Origin of the sequence: Lysinibacillus sphaericus, assembly GCF_002982115.1 — a bacterium.
Lineage (GTDB): Bacteria > Bacillota > Bacilli > Bacillales_A > Planococcaceae > Lysinibacillus > Lysinibacillus sphaericus.
The window spans coordinates 1,588,805-1,610,964 of record NZ_CP019980.1; the positions used below are offsets into that span (position 1 = coordinate 1,588,805).

At 38.7% G+C, this 22,160-nt stretch carries 22 protein-coding genes and 1 riboswitch; of the genes, 19 read left to right on the forward strand and 3 right to left on the reverse strand.

The features are described 5' to 3' along the window. Positions 1–158 precede the first annotated feature (158 nt). The 7 genes from hemW (at position 159) to LS41612_RS07985 (ending at position 8,051) form a co-directional block, all read left to right on the forward strand. The gene (gene hemW / locus LS41612_RS07955) at positions 159–1,304 is read left to right on the forward strand and encodes a radical SAM family heme chaperone HemW (RefSeq protein WP_024363053.1); all 1,146 of its coding nucleotides are present in this window, start codon (positions 159–161) and stop codon (positions 1,302–1,304) included. A gap of 89 nt (positions 1,305–1,393) precedes the next feature. Then, on the forward strand, positions 1,394–2,422 hold the full coding sequence (gene hrcA / locus LS41612_RS07960; RefSeq protein ID WP_024363052.1) for a heat-inducible transcriptional repressor HrcA: 1,029 nt from the start codon (positions 1,394–1,396) through the stop codon (positions 2,420–2,422). Between the two features lie 17 nt (positions 2,423–2,439). Then, positions 2,440–3,012, forward strand: coding sequence for a nucleotide exchange factor GrpE (grpE, locus tag LS41612_RS07965; protein WP_024363051.1), 573 nt, complete (start codon positions 2,440–2,442; stop codon positions 3,010–3,012). Between the two features lie 72 nt (positions 3,013–3,084). Then, positions 3,085–4,926 (forward strand): molecular chaperone DnaK, encoded by a 1,842-nt coding sequence (gene dnaK, locus LS41612_RS07970; RefSeq protein WP_024363050.1) that lies wholly within the window; start codon positions 3,085–3,087, stop codon positions 4,924–4,926. Positions 4,927–5,153: 227 nt separating this feature from the next. Then, positions 5,154–6,275 (forward strand): molecular chaperone DnaJ, encoded by a 1,122-nt coding sequence (dnaJ, locus tag LS41612_RS07975; protein ID WP_024363049.1) that lies wholly within the window; start codon positions 5,154–5,156, stop codon positions 6,273–6,275. A 21-nt stretch (positions 6,276–6,296) separates the two neighbouring features. After that, positions 6,297–7,238 carry a 50S ribosomal protein L11 methyltransferase gene (gene prmA, locus LS41612_RS07980; protein WP_024363048.1) on the forward strand — a complete coding sequence of 314 codons (942 nt, stop codon included), beginning with the start codon at positions 6,297–6,299 and terminating at the stop codon, positions 7,236–7,238. 75 nt (positions 7,239–7,313) lie between these two features. Beyond that, positions 7,314–8,051: a 16S rRNA (uracil(1498)-N(3))-methyltransferase gene (locus LS41612_RS07985; RefSeq protein ID WP_024363047.1), complete on the forward strand. Its 738-nt coding sequence runs from the start codon at positions 7,314–7,316 to the stop codon at positions 8,049–8,051. A gap of 379 nt (positions 8,052–8,430) precedes the next feature. On the opposite strand, the gene LS41612_RS07990 is transcribed toward LS41612_RS07985, so the two are convergent. Continuing rightward, the gene (locus LS41612_RS07990) at positions 8,431–9,255 is read right to left on the reverse strand and encodes a methyl-accepting chemotaxis protein (protein ID WP_024363046.1); all 825 of its coding nucleotides are present in this window, start codon (positions 9,253–9,255) and stop codon (positions 8,431–8,433) included. A 408-nt stretch (positions 9,256–9,663) separates the two neighbouring features. On the opposite strand from LS41612_RS07990, the gene mtaB reads away from it, so the two are divergent. The 5 genes from mtaB to LS41612_RS08015 all read left to right on the forward strand — a co-directional run bounded on the left by mtaB (position 9,664) and on the right by LS41612_RS08015 (position 13,197). Beyond that, positions 9,664–11,013: a tRNA (N(6)-L-threonylcarbamoyladenosine(37)-C(2))-methylthiotransferase MtaB gene (gene mtaB, locus LS41612_RS07995; RefSeq protein WP_024363045.1), complete on the forward strand. Its 1,350-nt coding sequence runs from the start codon at positions 9,664–9,666 to the stop codon at positions 11,011–11,013. 227 nt (positions 11,014–11,240) lie between these two features. Further along, entirely contained in the window at positions 11,241–11,912 is a 672-nt protein-coding gene (gene deoC / locus LS41612_RS08000) for a deoxyribose-phosphate aldolase (RefSeq protein ID WP_024363044.1), read from the forward strand. A gap of 193 nt (positions 11,913–12,105) precedes the next feature. Further along, positions 12,106–12,333 (forward strand): spore coat associated protein CotJA, encoded by a 228-nt coding sequence (locus tag LS41612_RS08005; RefSeq protein ID WP_024363043.1) that lies wholly within the window; start codon positions 12,106–12,108, stop codon positions 12,331–12,333. 4 nt (positions 12,334–12,337) lie between these two features. Next, entirely contained in the window at positions 12,338–12,589 is a 252-nt protein-coding gene (locus LS41612_RS08010; RefSeq protein ID WP_029747265.1) for a spore coat protein CotJB, read from the forward strand. A gap of 38 nt (positions 12,590–12,627) precedes the next feature. Continuing rightward, positions 12,628–13,197: a manganese catalase family protein gene (locus tag LS41612_RS08015; RefSeq protein WP_024363041.1), complete on the forward strand. Its 570-nt coding sequence runs from the start codon at positions 12,628–12,630 to the stop codon at positions 13,195–13,197. Positions 13,198–13,370: 173 nt separating this feature from the next. On the opposite strand, the gene LS41612_RS08020 is transcribed toward LS41612_RS08015, so the two are convergent. Then, positions 13,371–14,027: a potassium channel family protein gene (locus tag LS41612_RS08020; RefSeq protein ID WP_024363040.1), complete on the reverse strand. Its 657-nt coding sequence runs from the start codon at positions 14,025–14,027 to the stop codon at positions 13,371–13,373. A 25-nt stretch (positions 14,028–14,052) separates the two neighbouring features. Then, positions 14,053–15,390, reverse strand: coding sequence for a TrkH family potassium uptake protein (locus tag LS41612_RS08025; RefSeq protein ID WP_024363039.1), 1,338 nt, complete (start codon positions 15,388–15,390; stop codon positions 14,053–14,055). A 128-nt stretch (positions 15,391–15,518) separates the two neighbouring features. Continuing rightward, a riboswitch (cyclic di-AMP (ydaO/yuaA leader) is annotated at positions 15,519–15,661 on the reverse strand. 255 nt (positions 15,662–15,916) lie between these two features. On the opposite strand from LS41612_RS08025, the gene rpsU reads away from it, so the two are divergent. The 7 genes from rpsU (at position 15,917) to LS41612_RS08060 (ending at position 21,678) form a co-directional block, all read left to right on the forward strand. Continuing rightward, on the forward strand, positions 15,917–16,090 hold the full coding sequence (rpsU, locus tag LS41612_RS08030; RefSeq protein ID WP_004227078.1) for a 30S ribosomal protein S21: 174 nt from the start codon (positions 15,917–15,919) through the stop codon (positions 16,088–16,090). Positions 16,091–16,442: 352 nt separating this feature from the next. Further along, positions 16,443–17,774, forward strand: a complete 1,332-nt coding sequence (locus LS41612_RS08035; protein WP_024363038.1) for an NfeD family protein — start codon at positions 16,443–16,445, stop codon at positions 17,772–17,774. A gap of 4 nt (positions 17,775–17,778) precedes the next feature. Further along, entirely contained in the window at positions 17,779–18,783 is a 1,005-nt protein-coding gene (gene floA / locus LS41612_RS08040; RefSeq protein WP_024363037.1) for a flotillin-like protein FloA, read from the forward strand. A 27-nt stretch (positions 18,784–18,810) separates the two neighbouring features. Further along, complete coding sequence (locus tag LS41612_RS08045) at positions 18,811–19,302, forward strand: YqfB family membrane protein (protein ID WP_024363036.1); 492 nt, start codon at positions 18,811–18,813, stop codon at positions 19,300–19,302. A gap of 54 nt (positions 19,303–19,356) precedes the next feature. Further along, the gene (locus LS41612_RS08050) at positions 19,357–19,617 is read left to right on the forward strand and encodes a hypothetical protein (protein WP_024363035.1); all 261 of its coding nucleotides are present in this window, start codon (positions 19,357–19,359) and stop codon (positions 19,615–19,617) included. After that, entirely contained in the window at positions 19,607–20,719 is a 1,113-nt protein-coding gene (locus LS41612_RS08055; RefSeq protein WP_024363034.1) for a sporulation protein YqfD, read from the forward strand. Before LS41612_RS08050 ends, LS41612_RS08055 begins: the two co-directional genes overlap by 11 nt. A 2-nt stretch (positions 20,720–20,721) precedes the next feature. Next, positions 20,722–21,678: a PhoH family protein gene (locus LS41612_RS08060; RefSeq protein WP_024363033.1), complete on the forward strand. Its 957-nt coding sequence runs from the start codon at positions 20,722–20,724 to the stop codon at positions 21,676–21,678. The last annotated feature ends 482 nt before the right edge of the window (positions 21,679–22,160 follow it).

The following is a 22,160-nucleotide window of genomic DNA, read 5'->3' on the forward strand; positions in this document are numbered from 1 at the left end:
TTTGCTTTTTAATTTTTGCAAAGACGTTATGAGAGTTCACTTTTATAAAACAATGTTTTTACAGTTCTTTTAAATATCTGGATGGATTCATAGCGTTCTTTATTTCGTTTGTTTATAATGAAGAAATGGAAAAACTCAACAAGAAAGAAGGGATAGCTATGGCACGAGGTGTTTACATTCATATTCCTTTTTGTCATCAAATTTGCAATTATTGCGATTTCAACAAATTTTACTTTAAAAATCAACCTGTGGATGAATATATAGAATCACTTGGCAAGGAGATGGCGCTTGCTACGGAAAAATATCCGCAACATTTTCAACAAATTGAAACGATATTTCTTGGCGGTGGAACACCGACTGCTTTATCTCCAGAACAATTGACGAGATTGCTCAACATGATTCGCACGTATATCCCAATGGATCGTGTGACAGAATTTACATCAGAGGCGAATCCAGATGAATTATCAGAGGCGAAAATGAATGCCTTGTTTGATGGAGGCGTCAATCGTTTAAGTATGGGCGTTCAATCATTTAACCAAGAATTATTGAAAAAAATTGGTCGCACACATAGCAATACGCACGTCTACGATACAATTGCACTCGCTAAAAAGGTCGGTTTCCAAAATATAAGTATCGATTTAATGTATGGTTTGCCTGGTCAAACGATGGCGCAATGGAAAGATTCACTAGATAAAGCGTTTGCGCTTGAGCTACCACATTTCTCAGCTTACTCTCTTATCGTAGAACCAAAAACAATTTTTTATAATCAATATGCGAAAGGGAAACTGAGCTTACCAACGGAAGATTTAGAAGCGGATATGTATGAAGTGCTAATGCAAGAAATGAAATTGCATGGTTATATGCAATATGAAATCAGCAATTTTGCGAAAGCAGGCTTTACTTCAACGCACAATAAAATTTATTGGGAAAATGATGAATATGCTGGTTTTGGCGCAGGTGCACATGGCTATATGAATGGCACGCGTTATTCAAATTATGGTCCTTTAAAAAAATATATGGATGCTGTAAATGCGGGGGACTTACCTATCATGCAGGAGCATGTTGTAACAGCAACTGAACAACGCGAAGAACAAATGTTTTTAGGGCTGCGTAAAACGGATGGAATTACACACAATATATATGAAGAAAGATTTAATGAGTCAATGATGGACCGTTATGGACATGTCATTGATAAGCTAGTATCAGAAGGGCTTTTGGCACACGATGCTGTAGGCATTCGGCTTACACGCAAGGGACGATTTGTCGGGAATGAAGTTTTTCAACAATTTTTGCTAGAAGATTGAGCGATATCGTTGACATAAAATGTGGGATTTGATAACTTAATAATAGTATTAGCACTCCTCTTAGTTGAGTGCTAACAGAGGTGATGATCATGCTAACAAATCGGCAATTACAGATATTGCAAGTAATCGTAGACGATTTCATTATGTCTGCACAGCCGGTAGGTTCTCGCCAAATCTCAAAAAAACAAGAGATTACATTTAGTCCAGCCACTATTAGAAACGAAATGGCGGATTTAGAGGAATTAGGGTTCTTAGAAAAAACCCATACGTCCTCTGGTCGAGTGCCTTCGGAAAAGGGGTATAGATTTTATGTAGATCATTTGTTGAATCCACAGGGCATTAATTCACGGGATATTCAGCAAATTCAATCGATTTTCAACGAACGTCTAGTAGAAGTAGAGCACATTATCCGAAAATCAGCGAATATTTTATCTGAGCTGACATCGTATACATCGATTCTTTTAGGACCAGATGTCCAAAGACATCGAGTAAAGCGTTTTTCTATCGTGCCACTCTCAAGCGACGCGGCAGTAGCGATTATCGTAACGAATAACGGACATGTTGAGAACCGCATGTTTAGTTTACCACCTAATTTTACCGCTGCTGAACTAGAAAAAATGGTGAACATTTTAAATGAGCGCTTAGTCGGTGTTTCGTTAGATGAAATCCATAAAAAGCTGGAAATTGAAATTCTGGCTATCTTGCAGCAACATGTTCGATCGGCGGATGATTTTATCCATTCGCTCGTTTCAGCTACGATGCAAAATTCGGAAAGTAAAATTTTCTATGGTGGTAAAACAAATATGTTCAACCAACCGGAATTCCACGATTTAAATAAAGTCCGAATGATTTTGGACTTAATGGAAACGACTAGCCAAGTGCAGTCGCTTTTCCATCCGAACGAATCGGGTATTCATATTCGTATAGGCTCGGAAAATCAGCAGTTAGAAATGGAAAACTGTAGTGTCATCACGACGACTTATTCAATAGGTGAGGATCAACAGGGGGCCATTGCAATTATTGGTCCAACGCGTATGGATTACAAGCGTGTTGTTGCTTTGCTTGAAGTAATGCGCATGGACTTATCTCAAGCCTTTACGAAGAATCGTAGTGAATGATAATGAGGAGGATTTAAGTGACTGAAACAACAGAAAACAAAGACCTTGTACAAGAAAATGTACAAGCTGAAAATGAGGCAACTGTAGAACAAACAGAAACGCCAGAAGAAGTGAAAGAACTAACAATTGAAGAGCAGTATGAAGCGAAACTAGCAGAATTACAAGCAAAGCTAGATGATGAGGAAAATCGCCATCTACGCCTGCGTGCTGACTTTGACAATTTACGTCGCCGTACACAACTTGATCGTGAGGCGGCTGAAAAATATCGTGCACAAAGTCTGTTATCGGATTTATTGCCGGTATTAGATAATTTCGAACGTGCTTTACAAATAGAGCCAACTTCTGAAGAAGCAGTCTCAATTGTAAAAGGTATTGAAATGGTCTACCGATCACTAGTAGAAGCAACTGAAAAAGAAGGCTTACAAGTGATAAAAGCTGAAGGAGAGCAATTTGATCCAAATGTTCACCAAGCTGTTATGCAAGAACAAGATAGTGAAAAAGAACAAGGTGTTGTATTACGTGAGCTTCAAAAAGGGTATATTTTAAAAGATCGCGTATTACGCCCAACTATGGTATCTGTAAACGAATAGTCATCGTACTATTTGAAAAAATAATTAGTTAATTAACGCATTTGCGTTTTAATAATAGGAGGAAATTTTACTATGAGCAAAATTATCGGTATTGACTTAGGAACAACAAACTCTTGTGTATCTGTACTTGAAGGCGGAGAGCCAAAAGTTATTCCAAACCCAGAAGGAAACCGTACGACTCCATCTGTAGTAGCATTCAAAAATGGTGAAAAACAAGTTGGGGAAGTAGCAAAACGCCAATCAGTAACAAATCCAAATACGATTATTTCAATTAAATCTAAAATGGGTACAGCTGAAAAAGTAAAAGTGGAGGATAAAGAATATACACCACAAGAAGTTTCAGCAATGATTCTTCAATACTTAAAAGGCTATGCAGAAGATTACTTAGGTGAAAAAGTAACGAAAGCAGTTATTACTGTACCTGCTTACTTTAACGATGCACAACGTCAAGCTACAAAAGACGCTGGTAAAATTGCTGGTCTTGAAGTAGAACGTATCATTAATGAGCCAACAGCTGCTGCACTTGCTTACGGTTTAGATAAACAAGATGTAGACCAAAAAGTATTAGTATTTGACCTTGGTGGTGGTACATTCGACGTATCAATCCTTGAATTAGGTGACGGTGTATTCGAAGTATTAGCTACAGCTGGTGATAACAAACTTGGTGGGGACGATTTCGATGACGCAGTAATCGAATATCTAGTTGCCGAATTTAAAAAAGAAAATGGCATTGACCTTTCTAAAGACAAAATGGCTATGCAACGTCTAAAAGACGCTGCTGAAAAAGCGAAAAAAGATTTATCAGGTGTAACGTCTACACAAATTTCATTACCATTCATTACGGCTGGTGAAGCAGGTCCATTACACTTAGAAATCTCTTTAACTCGTGCGAAATTCGATGAGATTACATTACCATTAGTAAATCGTACAGTAGGTCCAGTACGTCAAGCATTATCTGATGCAGGTCTATCTACTTCAGAAATTGACCAAGTAATTTTAGTTGGTGGTTCTACTCGTATTCCTGCCGTACAAGAAGCTGTACGTAAAGAAACTGGTAAAGAGCCTCACCGTGGTGTAAACCCTGATGAAGTAGTAGCAATGGGTGCTGCAGTTCAAGGTGGCGTATTAACAGGTGATGTGAAAGACGTAGTACTTCTTGACGTAACACCACTTTCTTTAGGTATTGAAACAATGGGTGGCGTGTTCACAAAATTAATCGATCGTAACACAACAATTCCAACATCTAAATCACAAGTATTCTCAACTGCAGCAGATAACCAACCAGCAGTAGATATTCACGTATTGCAAGGTGAGCGTTCAATGGCAGCGGATAACAAAACATTAGGTCGCTTCCAATTAGCGGATATCCCACCAGCTCCACGTGGTATTCCACAAATCGAAGTAACATTTGATATTGACAAAAATGGTATCGTGTCTGTTAAAGCGAAAGATTTAGGTACAAATAAAGAACAAACAATCGTTATCCAATCTGATTCTGGTTTATCAGATGAAGAAATCGAACGCATGGTAAAAGATGCTGAAGCAAATGCAGAAGCGGATGCAAAACGTAAAGAAGAAGCTGATCTTCGCAACGAAGCAGACCAATTAGTGTTCCAAGTTGACAAAACAATTGCTGATTTAGGTGAGCAAATTACAGAAGATGAGAAAAAATCTGTAGAAGATGCTCGTGATGAGCTTAAAAAAGCGCTTGAAGCTGGTGAATTAGAAGGTATTAAATCAGCGAAAGAAAAATTAGAAGGCGTATTACAGCCTCTAGTAATGAAAGTTTACGAACAAGCTGCAGCAGCGGCTCAAGCGGCTCAAGGTGGCGAAGCAGGTCCAGATGCTGGAACTGACAAAAAAGACGATGGTATCGTTGATGCTGACTTTGAAGAAGTAAAAGACGATAAATAAGATATCAACAGCACAGTAAAGTGAAGAAGCCAAAGACCGCTTGCGGCTTTGGCTTTTCTCTTTCTATTCTTTATAGAAAAAAGAATGGGCATGTCAGTGACATTTCTATAATGCTAGAGATATTATAGATACAATGATAGTAATGAGAAAATTATGGCGAAAATTAAAGCAGTTTTTTAAACTGCATGTTACAATAGATTTTATGCAAAAAGAGCGGAGTGTGAATCATGGAGAAACGCGATTACTACGAGGTGCTTGGTTTAACGAAATCGGCTTCTAAAGATGATATTAAAAAAGCATATCGTAAATTATCAAAGCAATACCATCCTGACTTAAATAAAGAGCCAGGTGCAGATGAAAAATTCAAAGAAATTGCTGAGGCTTACGAAGTTCTAAGTGACGATCAGAAAAAAGCGCGCTATGACCAATTTGGCCACGAAGATCCTAACGCAGGCTTTGGCGGCGGTGGCTTCGGAGGCGGCGGCTTTGGCGGCTTCGAGGATATTTTCAGTTCATTCTTTGGTGGCGGTGGACGACGTCAAGATCCGAATGCACCACGCAAAGGTGATGATTTGCAATATCGCATGAATATTAAATTTGAGGAAGCGATTTTCGGGAAAGAAACAGAAATCGAGATTCCAAAAGATGAAACATGTGATACTTGTCATGGCTCTGGAGCAAAACCAGGGACATCACCAGAAACATGTTCGACATGTAAAGGTGCTGGGCAAATTAACCAAGCAGTCGATACACCTTTTGGTCGCATGATGAATCGTCGTACTTGTTCAACATGTCAAGGAACAGGTAAAATCATTAAAGAAAAATGTTCAACTTGTCGTGGAGAAGGGAAAATTCAAAAACGTAAAACAATCAAAGTGTCTATTCCAGCAGGTGTAGATGACGGTCAACAAATACGTGTGTCGGGTCAGGGTGAACCAGGTATTAATGGCGGTCCAGCTGGTGACCTATACATTATGTTCCGTGTTCAAGGGCACAATGAATTTGAACGTGATGGAGATGATATCTACTACGAATTAAAATTAACATTCCCTCAAGCAGCACTAGGTGATGAAATTGAGGTACCAACTGTGCATGGAAAAGTAAAATTACGTATTCCTGCAGGCACACAATCAGGTGCTCAATTCCGCTTGAAAGATAAAGGCGTTAAAAATGTGCATGGGTATGGAACAGGTAACCAATATGTCACAGTTAAAGTTGTCACACCAGAAAAACTAACAGAGAAACAAAAACAATTACTACGTGAATTTGCAGAAATCAGTGGTGATATTCCAGAAGAACAAGGAAGCTCACTATTTGATAAAATCAAGAAAAAATTCCAAGGTGAATAATTAGAGGAGCTGAAGAGCTACGTGAAGTGGTCAGAATTATCCATTCATACAAAAAATGAAGCGGTGGAAGCAATTTCAAACATTTTGCATGAAGCAGGGGCTAGCGGTGTTGTTATTGAAGATTCAGCTGAATATGCGAAGCCACGGGAAGATCAGTATGGAGAAATTTATGCGCTAAATGAAGATGATTTTCCAAAAGAGGGAGTCATCGTTAAAGCTTACTTATCAGAGTCTAGCTTTTTAAATGAAACAGTCGAAGAGATTAAGGCGGCCATTACAAATTTAACGAAATTTAACATTGATATTGGCGAAAATGTTGTTTCGATTGTAGAAGTGAACGAGGAAGATTGGGCAACAGCGTGGAAGCAATATTATCACCCTGTTAAAATTTCGGAACGCTTTACAATTGTACCGACATGGGAAGACTATTCACCCGTTTCAACGGATGAGTTAATCATTGAGTTAGATCCTGGCATGGCATTTGGAACAGGAACACATCCAACGACAGTAATGTGCTTACAAGGGCTGGAAAAGGTCGTGAAAGAAGGCGACACGGTTGTTGACATTGGCACAGGTTCAGGGGTTCTGTCCATTGGTGCTGCAATGCTAGGTGCAAAAAGTGTGCATGCTCTTGATTTAGACGAAGTTGCTGTACGTTCTGCTAAAGAAAATGTTGCGTTGAACAAAGTAAGCGATACAGTGCAAGTTTTCCATGGTAACCTATTGGATACTGTCAAGGAGCCAGCAGATGTTGTTGTTGCCAATATTTTAGCGGAAATCATAATGTCCTTTACTGACGATGCATTTACGATTGTCAAACCGGGTGGATTATACGTCACTTCAGGCATCATCGGAGCGAAACGAGATGATGTAAAAGCAGCACTAGAAGCTTCTGGCTTTGTTATTGAAGAAGTATTATTAATGGAAGATTGGGTAGCGATTATCGCCCGTCGTCCACTATAAATGAACCGAGGAAGCGCAAATTGTGAGCCGAGTGCTGACGATTTGGCGCTTCTTCTATTGAGAGGAGTGAGCAGTATGCAACGCTATTTTATTGAGACGGCCATTCATGAAGCGCGCATTACAGGTGAAGATGCCCGTCATATTATGCGTGTTATGCGGATGAAAGAAGGTGCTGAAATCATCGTTGTGGCACAAGACACAGCTTATATTTGTACGATTACGGCCTTTGAAGATGAGGATGTCTTAGTGCAAGCGACGGGACAAACCATTCCATCCCCTGAACTACCAGTGCGTGTAACAGTGGCGTGTGGGTTGCCTAAAGGCGATAAACTAGAGCTTATCACGCAAAAGGCAACGGAGCTAGGCATGTATGCTTTATTACCATTTGAAGCGGAACGTTCCATTGTGAAATGGGATGTGAAAAAGGGTGCGAAAAAACAAGAGCGCTTGCAAAAAATTGCAAAAGAGGCAGCGGAACAATCGCATCGCACACATATTCCCAAAATCTATGAACCGATTCACTTTAAGCAGCTTGTGTCACAAATAGGAGACTTCGATGCGGTTTTTATTGCAGATGAAGAGGATGCCAAAGACGAAAAACGAACAAGGTTTGCGGATAAGCTAAAAACCATGGTTGACAAGCAAGCAAAATCCATCCTTATCGTCTTTGGACCAGAAGGTGGGATTGCGCGTAAGGAAGCTGAAATGTTAATGCAAGCAGGTGCCCAAACAATGTCTCTAGGACCAAGAATTTTACGAGCAGAAACGGCGCCTCTTTATGCATTATCTGCAATATCGTATGAATTTGAATAAAACTGCGGTTTAGCCTTGTGGTATTGCTATTTTTTGCAAGTGGAACTGTCACGGAGTAAAGCATTTTACCAGTGTGTAAATCCCTTTGTAAAGCGCGTTTTAAGAAAGCTGCTGTCTGCACATGCAGGTGGCAGTTTTTTAGTGCGATTGCCGTCCAATGGTTGTAGGGAATTACTGCTAGATAAGAAAAGCATGATGCAATCGAGCGAATTTACCGTAGAAGCAAATTTTAAAGTAGTGCTGAGAAGGGGAGAAAATTTTTGAAAAAATAGATTGGTTAATGTCAAAGGATTACAGGAATAAAAAAGCCCAATTGTTAGCTTTATCTAACAATTGGAGCGATTACAGTGCTTGAAAGTTGCCTGTTAGAGCAGTTTATTTATTTTAAGGCTTCTTGCATAAAAACTTTCATCTTGCTACTTAATACTGTTAATTCACCAATAATCTCGCTGAAATCTTGAACTAGTTGAGCCTGTTCATTTGTTGCACCATTAATTTGCCCCATGTTTTGTTTCAGATTTTCAAGGCTACTATTAATATTTCGTAATGACGTTTCAATACTTTCTGTCGCGTTCGATGTTTCAGAAGAAAGTTTTCTTACTTCTTGTGCCACAATATTAAAACCAGCGCCATGTTGACCAGCACGAGCTGCTTCAATCGATGCATTTAAGCCAAGTAAATTTGTTTGACGCGAGATGCTTTTTATTAAATTGGTTACTTCGTGTGTTTTTTTAGCATCATCTAGTGCGTGCTGTGCTTGCGTGTTAATTTCGTCACTAGTGGCTGCTAGCTCCTCAGAATGAGAAGCTACGTTATGTACTTTATCTTGTAAACTGTTAATAATAGCTTCCATTTTATTCATATATTCTTCAAGTTTAAGTTTGTTGTCGATTGGTAAACCAAAAGCAAGTGCTCCCACAACTTTACCGTGTGCACGAATTGGAAAAGCAAATGCATAAATGAAAATTCCGTAAACATCTTCTGGGATAATGATATCTGAATTTTGCCCTTTTAAAGCAGTGTAAATATTCTCATCGTTAGCGTTTACTTTGTGCCCGTCTTGATAACCTACATCGATGCGTTTACCAGCTAAACATTTTACAACAGTTTCAGTTTCTTTATCAATAACCGCTACTATTGCTTCTTCTTTTAATGCTAAGTGAATATAGGGTACTGAAAGAGATAATGCTTCAAGAATGTTCATACTAATTCCTCCGTTTTTTGTAAACCGTTTAAGGGCACTATTAGTTATGTAATCATACAATTACATTGAAAGTATATCATTTCACCAGCTTTGTTGCTATATTGGAAAAAAGAAATGTATTTTATAATATGACAATAAAAAACAATTAAATGATAAAAAAGGATGGCAATTACTGATAGAAGGTTTCGTTTTCAAAGGTGATATTATATTGAGATAATTGATAGCAGAGCGTGCTAAAGTTCGGCAGTAGCTATTTGTTATGCTTAGTTATTTTATAAAAAAATCTAATAAGTACTGATTTTAAAAGGTTTGTGTTATTATAGTTCTCGTATCTAAAATAAGAACACAAAAAAATACTTATAAATACGAAACACAATGTTATGTGATGTTGAAAGGATGAAATTAATTATGAGTTACGCGCCTCCAAAAACCGTATCTCTATATACGCTAGGTTGTAAAGTAAATCATTATGAAACAGAAGCTATTTGGCAACTGTTTAAAGAAGAAGGCTATGAACGTACGGAGTTTGATCATAAAGCGGACGTTTATGTGATTAATACATGTACAGTAACAAATACGGGTGATAAAAAATCACGTCAAGTTATTCGCAGAGCTGTCCGTCAAAATCCGGATGCTGTTATTTGTGTAACAGGCTGTTATGCGCAAACATCGCCAGCAGAAATTATGGCTATTCCTGGTGTTGATATTGTGGTAGGGACACAGGACCGTACAAAATTACTAGGCTATATTGAACAATATCGTAATGAGCGTCAACCGATTAATGCTGTACGCAACATTATGAAAAACCGTGTATATGAAGAGTTAGATGTACCGGCATTTACAGACCGAACACGTGCATCGTTAAAAATCCAAGAGGGTTGCAATAACTTCTGTACATTTTGTATTATTCCTTGGGCGCGTGGTTTAATGCGCTCTCGTGATCCACAAGAAGTTGTCAAACAAGCCCAACAGTTAGTAGATGCCGGTTATCTTGAAATTGTGCTAACAGGTATTCATACAGGGGGCTATGGTCAAGACTTAAAAGACTATAACCTTGCACAGTTGTTACGTGATTTAGAAGCGAATGTAAAAGGATTGAAACGTTTACGTATTTCTTCTATTGAAGCAAGCCAACTAACAGATGAAGTCATTGAGGTTTTACGTGACTCAAAAATCGTTGTCAATCATTTACACATTCCAATTCAATCTGGTTCGGATACGGTTTTAAAACGTATGCGTCGAAAATATACGATGGCATTTTTCGGTGAGCGCTTAACAAAATTACATGAAGCTTTACCAGATTTAGCTGTTACTTCCGATGTAATTGTTGGTTTCCCAGGGGAGACAGAAGAAGAATTTATGGAAACCTACAACTTTATTCGTGACCATAAGTTTTCTGAATTACATGTTTTCCCATTCTCACCTCGTACAGGCACGCCGGCAGCACGTATGGAAGACCAAGTGGATGAGGACATTAAAAATGAGCGCGTGCATCGTTTAATCGCTTTAAACGACCAACTAGCAAAGGAATATGCTTGTCGTTTTGAAAATGATGTGTTAGAAGTAATCCCAGAGGAATTTGTTCATGATGGTAGTGATGAAGAAGGTTTATTAACAGGTTATACTGATAACTATTTAAAAGTAGTATTTGAAGGACCTGAAAACCTTATTGGTCAACTTGTAAAAGTCAAAATTACACAAGCAGGCTATCCACATTCTAAAGGGCAGTTTGTACGTTTACTAGAAACGGTAAAATAATTGATAAAGGATTGTCTATCTGTTGAAGATGGACAATCCTTTTTACTTCATAATAATGAGCTTGTATGGGCATGATAAAATTTAATAATTTATAAAATTAGTGTTTGTAGCACATATTTTTATTGGCTAGACTGGCTCTCGTGTAACGATTATTAGACGGAAACGTGAAAACATGTTATCATTCCAAAGAGGTACGGACAACTTAAGTTAGAAGGAGCGCTTGTTAAATGAAAACAAATTATGCAAGTATGATTGATCACACGTTATTAAAGGCGGAGGCAACGAAAGAGCAAATTGAAAAGTTATGTGCTGAGGCTAAAGAATTTGGCTTTGCATCAGTTTGCGTAAATCCAACTTGGGTAAAATATTGCAGCGAGCTATTACAAAATTCAAATGTTTTAGTTTGTACAGTTATTGGTTTTCCGTTAGGTGCTAATACAACCGCTGTAAAAGTATTTGAGGCAAAAGATGCAATTGCTAATGGTGCACAAGAAGTGGACATGGTTATTAATATTGGGGCATTAAAAGACCAAAACTTTGAATTAGTGCAATCAGATATTGCTGCAGTGGTGGAAGCGGCTAAAGGCAATGCGATTGTTAAAGTGATTATCGAAACATGCCTACTAACCGAAGAAGAGAAAGTAAAGGCATGTGAACTTTCAGTGGCTGCTGGAGCAGATTTCGTCAAAACGTCAACAGGTTTTTCTACAGGTGGAGCAACAGCAGAGGACATTGCCTTGATGCGCAAAACAGTTGGTCCAGAGCTAGGTGTAAAAGCTTCTGGTGGCGTTCGCAGTTTAGAAGATATGCAAAAAATGGTCGAAGCAGGTGCTACCCGAATTGGGGCAAGCTCTGGTGTAGCGATTGTGAAAGGCTTAATTGCAGATTCTAATTATTAATGTTCACATCATTTAATAGCGATCTTTAGAAAATAGTGTATGGGGGATTTCTCCGGTACACTATTTTTTTAATTACCACTAAAGACCGTACTTCCAATCAACCATCTATATTACGCTAACTTGTCTATAGAATAATTGATTTTTCCTTCTCATATACTCGAATGACGTAAATGCGTTTTGAAAGGAGGATTTTATGTTTACGCAATTTAAATATTGGCGGCCTTATATCAGTCCATTCGACCCTTGTAAACCGATTGAAGTCAAAAGTTATTCAACACCTCCGCAATTGTATATAGGCTTTCAACCACCTGGACTACCACAATTTCAAACTGCCAAGGAAGCGCTGAAATTTGGCACTTTATGGCCTCAATTTTTTAGCCCATATCCGAATCCTGAGAGAGGTGAGATGAAAGGTGAGTAAAAAAATGCCACCAGAATTTTATGAGCTTCTCGAGGAAATTCAGGCCATCGATTTTGTTTTAGTTGAATTAAATCTTTATTTAGATACACATCCTCACGATTATACAGCGATCACACAATTTAATGAAAATGCTGAAAAAAGTATGCGCTTAAAAATTGATTTTGAGCAAAAATATGGACCACTCATGAACTTTGGAAGAAGCTATTCGAATTATCCGTTTAATTGGGTCGACACGCCATGGCCTTGGCAAGTGTAACATCTTATGAGAAATGTTTGGATTAGGGGGAAAGATGTTTGTGGTATTATGAAAAAAAGCTCCAATATCCAGTGAAAGTTAGTACATGTAACCCGATGCTTGCGAAATTTTTAATAGAGCAATACGGGGGTGCTGATGGGGAGCTGGCTGCAGCACTTCGGTATATGAATCAGCGTTACACTTTACCTGATAAAGTAGTTGGTTTGCTGACGGATATAGCGACGGAAGAGTTTTCACATCTCGAAATGATTGCGACGATGATTTATAAATTAACGAAGGACGCCACGCCACAGCAGTTAAAAGAAGCGGGAATTGGTGATTATTATGTGAATCATGATAAAGCTTTGTTTTATCAAAATGCAGCCGGTGTGCCATTTACCGCAAGCTACATTCAGGCTAAGGGGGATCCCATTGCTGACCTTTATGAAGATATTGCTGCAGAAGAAAAGGCACGTGCCACATACCAATGGATTATCGACTTATCCGATGACCCTGATTTGAATGATAGTTTAATTTTCCTAAGAGAAAGAGAAATCATCCATTCCCAACGCTTTAGAGAAGCGGTCGAACTATTAAAAGAAGATGGTAACACAAAGAAAATTTTTTAAAATACGACATAAGGGATATTCGTACAGGTTTGCTTCTGTAACAAAACGTAGATGAGATAAAACTTAGCTGATAAGGCAAACGCTTGTGGATAACAACACCGTAGTGAAAATCAACGGTAAAACAATAAAGTGTTAGATTATTGGTAGTCAATCTAACACTTTTTCTCATTAGCCTATTCAATATTGGAAAATTGCGCAATATCTTTACGATGACCAATCATGACTAAAATATCTTCTTGTTCAATTAATTGTTCTGGAGATGGAGAGATAATGATATCTACTCCTCTTACAATGGCAATAACACTGACATTGTATTTAGCACGTAGATCTAAATCGCGTAAATTTTTATTAGCCATTTTGGGAGGAATCATTATTTCTTCTATACTATAGTCTTTCGATAACTCAATATAATTTAACATATTAGGGGAGAGCAACTGATTTGCTACTCGCTCACCCATATCGCGTTCAGGATAAATAATCCAATCTGCGCCTACTTTATCTAATACTTGCCCATGTCTTTTCCCAAGCGCTTTAGCAATAATTTTTTTTATGCCAAGTTCTTTTAGCAATGAAACAGTTAAAATACTGGATTGCATATCGTTACCTATAGCAACAATGACACAGTCGAAATTTCCTATTCCAATGGAGGTTAGCGCCTTCTCTTCAGTCGTATCCGCAACAACTGCATGTGTTACATAAAGCTCGGCATCTTCAACCCGCTCCTCGTTAATATCGATTCCAAGCACCTGTTGGCCAGCTTCATGTAATCTTCTAGCAACACTTACTCCGAATCTACCTAAGCCGATGATGGCATATTGATTGATGGTCATAGTCGTTAGCTCCTCTTGAATTTAATTAACCGATCATTATATTTCCTTTTGGATGATGGAAAGCTTCTGGCTTTCGTCGTTTTGTAATAGCAAAAGCAATCGTTAGAGGACCAAGTCTACCAGCAAACATTGTTAAAATAATGAGTATACGACCAGCAGGCGTCAATTCAGGAGTTAGCCCCATGGAAAGTCCAACAGTACCAAAGGCAGATGTAGCCTCAAACAAATACATCATAAAACTATGTTTTTGTTCGGTAATGCTAAGAAAGATGGTGACAAACACCACAATGACCATCCCGCACATTGCCACGGTTAATGCCTTTAAAATGGTTTCAATCACAATTCTACGACGAAATAAAACAACATCTTCCTTCCCTCTAATTTGCGCCCAAAGCGTAGCAGCTAAAACGGCAAACGTTGTTATTTTAATCCCACCAGCGGTAGAACCAGACCCCGCTCCGATAAACATCAATAAAATAGTTAAAAACAATGTAGAGTGAGTCAAATCCCCGATAGGTAAAGTATTCGATCCAGCAGTCCTTGGTGTAACAGCCTGATAGAAAGAGCCCAAAATTTTACCCATTCCCGTTAAATCACCAATTGTTTTACTATTGCTATATTCAAATAAAAATATTAAAAGGGTAGAACCCACTGTTAAAATAACTGTGGCTGATAATACAATTTTAGAATGGACCGAAAGACGTTTTGTTTCACGATATTCGTATAACTCATTCATGACGATAAACCCTAAACCACCAATTGTAATCAGCGCACAAATGGTTAACACAACAAATGGATCAGCTACATATGCTGTTAAACCTTGAAACCCTCCCATTAAGTCAAAGCCAGCATTGTTAAAGTTCGAAATTGAGTGGAAAAAACCAAAGTAAATGGCTTTGCCAATCGGCATATCAAATGAAAATCGAATCGATAAGATAAGCCCTCCAATTAGTTCAATAAGTGCTGTAAATAACAAAATTCTTTTCACCAATTTCACAAGACCAGCCATCGAAATATTATTAAAGGCTTCTTTTAACAATAGCCTTTCTTTTAAAGAGATTTTTTTCCCTAACAACAAAAATAATAATGTTGCAAAAGTCATAAATCCTAAGCCCCCGATTTGAATAAGAGCCAGAATAACGATTTCACCAAACATTGTAAAGGTGTCTCCTGTATCAACTACAATTAAACCTGTTACACATGTGGCGGAAGTAGCAGTAAACACGGCATTTAAAAAAGGTAGGCCATTTCCATCCTCTGTAGCAATCGGCAAAGTGAGCAAACATGCCCCAATAAAAATAATAATGGCGAAACCAAGTACAAGAATTTTTGGTGGACTTAAATAATGTATCAATTTTTTCATCGATGTCTCCTAACTGTTTACAAAACATGTGAGCCTTTCATATCCATATTTGGGCATAAGAAAAAGACCCTCATGGTTAGAATGTTGGATTGGGCATCACAAAAAAACTAATGAATGGTGGTCTTTATGACCTCCTTCGCTTTAGCCGACGAAGTTAGCTGACGGGTAGGATGGCGAAAGAGAACTCATCCCTTCTACATATGCAGAATTAACCCCAAAATATTGGTTCCTCCGTACTCACAAAAAATTTGAGATTTGGCTGTTATGAAATTGAATGGGATTATTTTACGCCCAACTAATATTTTTTGTAAAGCCCTTATTTAAAATAAAATTTCTTCACCTTATTGTTCACGTTAAAGCGCTATAAAATTCGGACAAAGTGGGTGTAAAAAATTCTCTGAACTATTTCGAATACTTTCTATTGACCGTTAAAAGACAATACGGTATAATTTTTTAGTACACAACAGTTAGTTATTAGCCTAATTCGATTGTGTATTGACGTGTGTTCGGAGGGAGGGAAAGAGAGATGTCAAAAACTGTCGTTCGCAAAAACGAATCGCTTGAAGATGCTCTTCGCCGCTTCAAACGTACTGTATCAAAAAGTGGTACAATTCAAGAAGTTAGAAAGCGCGAGTTCTACGAAAAACCTAGCGTAAAACGTAAAAAGAAATCAGAAGCTGCACGTAAACGTAAGTGGTAATTTAATTTCCCATTAAAAATCCCTACGTTCAAAACACGCAATTGTATGATTCACTGAGCAGACAATGATATACCTGGAATTAATTGCACTAGCGATTAATTCTGGGTATTTTGCATGATGCTCCATTTTGCGGTACATATTCGAAAAAAAGGCCGAATGAAGTCACTCAAGATTTCATTCGGTTTTTTCATATCCATTATCAACACAACTATTAAATCCATCCAACCGAAGATAAAAAACAACCTTTCATTAAAATTTCACTGTATAATAAAAATAAACAATATTTTGTGAAACTTATTACAAAGTCTCTCGTATATACAGTAGAGAAGCATGTTAGAAGGGAGGGAAAAAGATGCGACAAAAAAGGAGAATACTAAGCTATATCATCATCATTTGGATGACAGTTTTGGTAGCGTTTCCATTGACTACAGCTTTCGCGAGTAGCAAGGTTTACCACGTACCGATTCATGATGAAGTAGAACGTGGACTTCACGCATTTTTGGAACGAGCTTTTAAAGAGGCAGAAGAAAATTATGCAGAAGCGATTGTACTGGAGATACATACGCCGGGTGGATTCGTCAATGCAGCTAGTGACATCGCCATGCTTATGGATGCCACAGAAATTCGTACAATTGCTTTTATTAACAAAGATGCGCATTCCGCTGGTGCTTTTTTAGCCTTACATGCAGATGAAATATATATGGTACCAAATGGAACAATTGGCGCAGCGGCTGTCATCGATTCAGTGGGGAATGCAGCGGACAATAAGGCGCATAGTGCGTGGTTAGCACAAATGCAGGCAGCAGCCGAAACATCTGAACGTGACCCGAAATATGCATTAGCAATGGCTGATCCAAAGATTAATTTGCCAGAATATCGTGCTGGGGGAGATAATTTATTGACATTATCTGCTGCAGAAGCAAAAAAGGTCCGCTATTCTGAAGGAACGGTTGCTAACTTTCAAGAGCTTTTGGCGGTAACGGGGCTAAAAGGTAGTGATATTGTACCGATTGAGCCAACATTCGCTGAAAAAATTGCTCGTTTTATTACGAACCCGCTAATTATACCTATTTTGTTGTCCGTTGCTAGTTTAGGGCTTGTTATGGAGCTCTATTCGCCTGGATTTGGCGTTCCGGGTATAATGGGGTTGTCAGCTCTCGGATTATTTTTCTTCGGTCATATGGTGGCAGGCTTTGCAGGATATGAAACATTGTTACTTTTCATCGCAGGGCTAGCCCTCGTTATCGCAGAATTTTTTGTCCCCGGAGGCATTGTTGGTATTTTAGGTGGTGTGCTTATAATACTTAGCTTGCTGCTAGCAGGTGCGAATATAACACAAATGATTATAGCGATCGTTATTGCACTTGTAGTAGCCATAATAGGAATGGTGGTCCTGATGAAATTTTTCGGTAAAAAAATGCATGTTTTAAACAAGTTAGTGTTGATGGATGCAACAACGACGGAAGAAGGCTATGTGTCTAACGTTAATCGCACAGAGTTGTTAGGAAAAGTGGGGGTAACCATTACACCGCTTCGTCCTGCAGGTACAATTCGTTTTGTTAATGAGCGTATTGATGTAGTATCAGAAGGTGGCTACGTTGATGTAGGCAAAAATGTAGAAGTAATTAAAGTTGAAGGCTCACGCATTGTCGTGAGACAAACAGAAAAAGAGATGGAGGAATAATAACATGGGATTTGATTTAGCTCTAATGGGTCCAATTGTCGGGCTAGTCTTATTATTTATTGTAGTCGCTGTATTCTTTACTTTTGTACCAGTGGCGCTGTGGATTTCAGCTCTTGCAGCAGGTGTCCGCGTTAGTATTTTCACATTAATCGGAATGCGCTTACGTCGTGTCATTCCATCGCGTATCGTCAATCCGTTAATTAAAGCCCATAAAGCTGGCTTACCAGTAACTATTAATCAGTTAGAAAGTCACTATTTAGCAGGTGGTAATGTAGATCGTGTCGTAAATGCACTAATTGCTGCTCACCGTGCGAATATTGAACTAACATTTGAACGTTGTGCTGCGATTGATCTTGCGGGTCGTGATGTATTAGAAGCGGTACAAATGTCAGTTAACCCAAAAGTAATTGAAACACCATTTATTGCAGGTGTTGCAATGAACGGGATTGAAGTAAAAGCGAAAGCACGTATTACTGTGCGTGCTAACATCGAACGTTTAGTCGGTGGTGCAGGGGAAGAAACAGTTATTGCCCGTGTAGGTGAAGGGATCGTTTCTACAATCGGTAGTGCAACAAGCCATACAACAGTCCTTGAAAATCCGGATATGATTTCGCAAACCGTGTTATCTAAAGGCTTAGACTCGGGAACAGCATTTGAAATCTTATCGATTGATATTGCGGATGTTGATATCGGTAAAAATATCGGTGCGGAATTACAGATTGAACAAGCGCAGGCGGATAAAAACATCGCCCAAGCGAAAGCTGAAGAACGCCGAGCGATGGCGGTAGCAAATGAGCAAGAAATGATTGCCCGCGTTCAAGAAATGAAAGCGAAAGTAGTGGAGGCAGAAGCAGAAGTTCCGCAAGCGATGGCAGAAGCTTTACGCTCTGGTAATCTTGGTATTATGGATTACATGAATTATCGTAACATTCAAGCGGATACAGCTATGCGTGATTCTATTTCTAAAGTAAGCCTAGATAAATCAGAACCAAATGAACCGAACGTATAACATACGGAAAGGAGCGAGTGCTAACAAATGGAACAACTCATTATTATTGCAATTATTGCCATAGTCAGCTCGCTTTTCGGAAAATTAAAAAACCCAAAAGAACAAAAGCCAATGCCCCCTTTCAATAAATCGGCTCAACCTTCCACTCATATGGAAGTAGATGAGCCGATGCAACATCAGCCAACGACTAAAAGGCAGAGCTTCGAGGATTTTGCACGAGAGTTTTTAGGGGAAATGAAAGCGGAAATGACGACAGACATGCCGGAAAAACGAGTGGAACCAAGAGAGGAAAGTGTGAAGGAACACATTCCTAGCTATGTAGCACCACCGTTAACGCCGACTGAACCTTCTAGTCGTAAAATTGAACGACCTAGCCTTGGTCGTTTAGCTGCAGGGAAAAAAGAAAGAACAGTTGCAGCATCCAATAATGGATTTCAACTACCAAATTCTCAAAAGGCAATTGTGCAAGCAGTGGTAATGGCTGAAATTTTAGGTCCACCAAAAGCAAAACGAAAATAACTAGCATGTCCTCCTTTTTTGGCGCATATATTGCCGAAGAAGGAGGCATTTTTTATGAAAAAATTATTTCAATTAACGCCACTACTTGAATTAACACAGTATGAAACATTAAAAATTATCGGTCCATATCGCTTTTTACATGCGGACGCTACATCGTGCTCGTTTATTTATGCAGATTATCATATTATTGTGCGTGGAAAATCCGTTGCTATAAATGCAATTAAAGAAGAAATGCTTCATCTTTCAGTAGAGGATTTGCAAGAATTACATGTGAAAATGACTAAAGATTTGGGTGTGAGCAATCATGTGGAATAATCGACCGATTATCATACGTATAAAGCGTCATGAAAATGTTCATCCTTTTATTCAAGCATTGCATGCGCAACACATACCATTAAAGCGTGTCGTCTTTCGGGAGCAAGAAGTGACATTTGAAACGCATATGGGGTACTTGTCTAAAATTCGCCGTATACGCAGTCGCTATCGGCTTAAAATGACTGTTCATTATGCAGATGAACAACATGTTTTTCGAGCTCAACTTTGGACATTGCTTGGTTTGTTTATTATGATTTTAATCCCTTTACTATGTGCGCAAGTAGTTTGGCGCGTCGATATTGAAGCGGCTACACCAGAATTGCAACAACAAATAGAGCGAACGTTTCAAGAAACTTTTAGGCTAGAAACACCTATGACGAAAAAAGTGTTACCGTCAGATGCAGTAATTCGGCAAAGTCTGTTAGAAAAGCATCGAGATTTAGCATGGGTGCATATTGAAAAACACGGTGGTCGAGTTATTTTAAGACCACAGGAATCGCCTAAGAAAACGGAGCTGACAACAGAAAAACTTGCCACGCATTTAGTCGCTACAAAAAGTGGTGTTATTACACACTTTAATATTCAACATGGTGAGCGGAAAATTTCTGTAAATGATACAGCGTATGATGGGGACGTTCTAGTTAGTGGTGTCATTGAAAGTGGGGATGATCATGTTTTTGTTGGGGCAAAGGGAGAGGTATTTGCTGACTATTGGCTTGAATGCACATTTAAAATACCAACGAAGCTAACGCTCCAATCTTTGCAACAAAAGCAATGGCGTGTAGTCGTGAAAGGTATTCATAAAGAAGCGGTTGATTATGTACAAAAGAAAGACTTACCAAGTTGGTTAGATCCTTATGTTTCCATTGTGGAGGAACAGCAAACAAAAACGATGGAAATTACATTAGATGAATCTAAAATAGACACGTTGTTAATGCCACTACTTCATGAAAAGATGTTGCAATCCCTTCCTGCAAAAACAGTTATTAAGAAAGAAAACCTTTTACAGGCGAAGTGGGGGAATGGTACAGTTGAAGGGAAAGTTCTATTTTTAGTCAATGAAAACATTGCAAGTCCAATACAAGGGCCACAAGGAGAATGATTATGTCAGAACATTTAACTGTATTACAAGTGGATAATCCAAATGAAGCGGTCATGTTACTAGGTATATCTGATGCGAATATGAAATTGATTGAAGAGGCACTTCGCGTTCATATTATTACGCGCGGTGAGCAAATTCAGCTTGCAGGTGAAGAAGAGGCAAAAGAACAAGCGACATATCTTTTACATGCATTATTAAAAGTTATTCGCAAAGGCATTAATATCGACCAACGGGATGTAGCAACCGCAATTGAAATGACACAAAAAGGAACAATTGAATATTTTGCAGAACTTTACGATGAAGAAATTGCACGCACGACAAAAGGGAAACCAATTCGTGCTAAGACAATTGGTCAACGAGAATACATACAAGCGATTCGTCACAAAGACGTTGTTTTCGGTATTGGTCCAGCAGGTACCGGAAAAACGTATTTAGCGGTAGTAATGGCTACACAAGCGCTTAAAAATGGGCATGTAAAGCGTATTATTTTAACTCGTCCTGCCGTAGAAGCAGGAGAGTCATTGGGCTTCCTTCCAGGCGATTTAAAGGAAAAGGTGGATCCGTATTTACGTCCACTCTACGACGCATTAAACGATATTTATGGCTCGGAACAAACTCAACGTCTAATTGAGCGAGGAACGATTGAAATCGCGCCATTAGCGTATATGCGAGGACGTACATTAGATGATGCTTTTGTAATTTTAGATGAAGCGCAAAATACAACACATATGCAAATGAAGATGTTTTTAACACGTCTTGGCTTTGGTTCAAAAATGGTTATTACTGGCGATAAAACGCAAATTGACCTTCCTAAAAATACAGAGTCAGGATTGATTGTTGCGGAACGCACGTTAAAATATGTCAAACCAATACATTTCCAAATTTTAGAGCAAGGCGACGTTGTCCGCCATCCAGTCGTAGCAAAAATCATCCAAGCTTATGAGGAGCAACAACTTTAAAATAACCGCCTTAGGCGGTTATTTTAAAGTCTGTACCGAAAGCGAAGCGACAGGTACAACGATAGAAAAGTCTGTACCGAAAGCGAAGCAACAGGTACAACGATAGAAAAGTCTGTACCGAAAGCGAAGCGACAGGTACAACGATAGAAAAGTCTGTACTGAAAGCGAAGCGACAGGTACAACGATAGAAAAGTCTGTACTGAAAGCAAAGCGACAGGTACAACGATAGAAAAGTCTGTACCGAAAGCGAAGCGACAGGTACAACGATAAGCCTGAACACAGCGTAGCGGTGGAGGAGACTTAAGCAACGCCCGCGGAAAGCGAGCAATCCGTAACGGAAATCAATGGCAAAAGTTTGAGACCAAAGCGAAGTGACAAGTCAGCGAATTATGCATATATAAGGTTAAATGTGACGGCTATACATATACGTATAGCTGTTTTTTTGCTTTCTTTATACATTTTTCGGGAAAAATGTTTTTTGA

Coding starts and splice junctions, on each gene's coding strand:
- LS41612_RS08055 (WP_024363034.1), top strand. CDS start 19,607: ATGTGGAATAATCGACCGATTATCATACGTATAAAGCGTCATGAAAAT.
- dnaJ (WP_024363049.1), top strand. CDS start 5,154: ATGGAGAAACGCGATTACTACGAGGTGCTTGGTTTAACGAAATCGGCT.
- hrcA (WP_024363052.1), top strand. CDS start 1,394: ATGCTAACAAATCGGCAATTACAGATATTGCAAGTAATCGTAGACGAT.
- LS41612_RS08005 (WP_024363043.1), top strand. CDS start 12,106: ATGTTTACGCAATTTAAATATTGGCGGCCTTATATCAGTCCATTCGAC.
- LS41612_RS07985 (WP_024363047.1), top strand. CDS start 7,314: ATGCAACGCTATTTTATTGAGACGGCCATTCATGAAGCGCGCATTACA.
- LS41612_RS08010 (WP_029747265.1), top strand. CDS start 12,338: ATGCCACCAGAATTTTATGAGCTTCTCGAGGAAATTCAGGCCATCGAT.
- mtaB (WP_024363045.1), top strand. CDS start 9,664: ATGAGTTACGCGCCTCCAAAAACCGTATCTCTATATACGCTAGGTTGT.
- LS41612_RS08035 (WP_024363038.1), top strand. CDS start 16,443: ATGCGACAAAAAAGGAGAATACTAAGCTATATCATCATCATTTGGATG.
- rpsU (WP_004227078.1), top strand. CDS start 15,917: ATGTCAAAAACTGTCGTTCGCAAAAACGAATCGCTTGAAGATGCTCTT.
- LS41612_RS07990 (WP_024363046.1), bottom strand. CDS start 9,255: ATGAACATTCTTGAAGCATTATCTCTTTCAGTACCCTATATTCACTTA.
- LS41612_RS08025 (WP_024363039.1), bottom strand. CDS start 15,390: ATGAAAAAATTGATACATTATTTAAGTCCACCAAAAATTCTTGTACTT.
- LS41612_RS08060 (WP_024363033.1), top strand. CDS start 20,722: ATGTCAGAACATTTAACTGTATTACAAGTGGATAATCCAAATGAAGCG.
- deoC (WP_024363044.1), top strand. CDS start 11,241: ATGAAAACAAATTATGCAAGTATGATTGATCACACGTTATTAAAGGCG.
- LS41612_RS08045 (WP_024363036.1), top strand. CDS start 18,811: ATGGAACAACTCATTATTATTGCAATTATTGCCATAGTCAGCTCGCTT.
- dnaK (WP_024363050.1), top strand. CDS start 3,085: ATGAGCAAAATTATCGGTATTGACTTAGGAACAACAAACTCTTGTGTA.
- floA (WP_024363037.1), top strand. CDS start 17,779: ATGGGATTTGATTTAGCTCTAATGGGTCCAATTGTCGGGCTAGTCTTA.
- LS41612_RS08050 (WP_024363035.1), top strand. CDS start 19,357: ATGAAAAAATTATTTCAATTAACGCCACTACTTGAATTAACACAGTAT.
- LS41612_RS08020 (WP_024363040.1), bottom strand. CDS start 14,027: ATGACCATCAATCAATATGCCATCATCGGCTTAGGTAGATTCGGAGTA.
- hemW (WP_024363053.1), top strand. CDS start 159: ATGGCACGAGGTGTTTACATTCATATTCCTTTTTGTCATCAAATTTGC.